Here is a 1,943-nt window from a genome sequence, read left to right as displayed (position 1 = left end):
CCCTGCGAGCCGAGCTGCGCAACACGCGCCCGTTGTCGGTGGTGATGGGCGAGCGCGTGGCCGCATTGCGCGAGTGGGCGCAGGGGCGCACGGTGCCGGCGGACTGACCGCCGCGCGCATGCGACGAGCCCGGCGCATGGCCGGGCTCGTCGTTTACTGCGGTTGGAACCGATGACTCAGTGCGGGCGGCCTGCGCCGCACGCGTTCGCGCGGTCGTCGGTCGGATCGCACGGGCGACGGTCGTCGACGATCTCGAGCGGAGCAGCGTCTCGATCGGACGAAGTGTTCGTCTCGTCGAGATAACGCACCACCTCGCCCACGGTCGCGGTGAGCGCCGCGCCGTCGCTCGGGTCCAGCGCCAGCGGCACGATGGTCAGCGTCGAGCCGACGAACGTGAGCTGATAGTTCGCCGACGCATTGAGCGTGCCCTGCCCGATCACGTACTGGCCCGCCGTTTCGCCCGGCGCACGCACCAGGCTGCCCGACAGCGTGTCGCCCGCCACCAGCGAGCCCTGCGTGACGCCATAGCTCAGCGTCGGATCTGGCGTGGCCTGCAGCTTGGTCAGCGGGTTGGCGGTAACGGTGATGGCGCGACGCAGGATGTCCGCGACCGTCGAACCCGGCACCACCACCGTGTAGTTGCCGGCATCCGTACCGTTCAGCGCGACACCACCGACGGCGACGGTCTTGCCGGTGCCGGCGTTCGCGTCGCTGAAGGTGTAGGTGCCGGTGGCGCCGACGGTGTCGCCGGCGACCACGCCGTTCAACGCGATCGAACCGGTGCCCGTGCGCGTGCCGTCGTAGGTCTTGCTGTTGACGGTCGCCGTGCCGGTGATCGACTTGCGCAGGATGTCGCCGAGCGCCGAGGCCGACACGCCGATCGTGTAGTTGCGCGCGTCGACCCCGCTCAACGTGACGCCGCTGACGGTGACGAGCTTGCCCGTGCCGGCGTTCTTGTCGGCATACGTGAACGTACCGGCCGCGCCGACGGTGTCGCCCGCGACGACGCCGTTCAACGCGATCGAGCCGGTGCCGGCGGTGTTGCCGTCGTACGTCTTGGTCGCGACCGTCGGCGTGCCCGTGAGCGCCTTCTGCAGGATCGTGCCGGTGGCGGTGGCCGGCGCGGTGAGCGTGTAGTTGCCCGCGTCGGTGCCGGTGAGCGCAGTACCGGAGACGTTGACCGTCTTGCCGGTGCCCGCGTTCTTGTCGGCGAACGCCAACGTGCCGGTCGCGCCGACATCGTCGCCCGCGACCGTGCCGGCCAGGCCGAACGTGCCGGTTGCGGCGGTCGTGCCGTCGTAGGTCTTCGTGTTGACCGTCACCGTGCCGGTGATCGCCCTGCGCAGGATGTCGCCGAGCGCCGAGGCCGGCACGTTGACGACGTAGTTGCCGGCATCCGCGCCGTTCGACGCCACGCCGCTGACGGTGACGTTCTTGCCCGAGCCCGCGTTCTTGTCGGCGAAGGTGAACGTCGCCGAGGCACCGAGGTCGTCGCCAGCGACGACGCCGGTAAGCGCGATCGTGCCGTTGCCGCTGGTGGTGCCGTCGTAGGTCTTCGTCGCGACGGTTGCAGTGCCGTTGATGGCCTTCTGCAGGATGTCGCCCAGCACGCTGGCGGGAACCGTGAGCGTGTAGTTGCCGGCGTCGGCACCATTAAGCGTCGCGCCCGCGACGGTGACCGTCTTGCCGGTGCCCGCATTCTTGTCGGCGTACGTGAACGTGCCGGTCGCACCGACACTGTCGCCGGCGACGACGCCCGTCAGACCGATCGTGCCGCTGCCCGCAGTCGTGCCGTCGTACGTCTTCGTGGTGACGACGGGCGTGCCCGTCAGCGCCTTCTGCAGGATGTCGCCGAGCGCGGACGCCGGCAGCGTGAGCGTGTAGTTGCCCGCGTCTGCGCCCGACAGCGTGGCGCCGGACACGGTGACCGTCTTGCCCGTGCC

1 protein-coding gene is annotated in these 1,943 nt (G+C 70.3%); it reads right to left on the bottom strand.

Annotated elements, in window-relative coordinates; all coding sequences use genetic code 11:
* Positions 1-176 precede the first annotated feature (176 nt).
* A partial coding sequence (locus EVS83_RS15750; protein WP_208108772.1) for a beta strand repeat-containing protein occupies positions 177-1,943 on the bottom strand: 1,767 nt, incomplete at its 5' end.

The sequence above is a fragment of the Cognatilysobacter terrigena genome (assembly GCF_004361065.1).
GTDB classification, from domain to species: domain Bacteria; phylum Pseudomonadota; class Gammaproteobacteria; order Xanthomonadales; family Xanthomonadaceae; genus Cognatilysobacter; species Cognatilysobacter terrigena.
The sequence above is the reverse complement of the archived record's forward strand: the minus strand, read 5'-3'. Positions and strand labels throughout refer to the sequence as shown.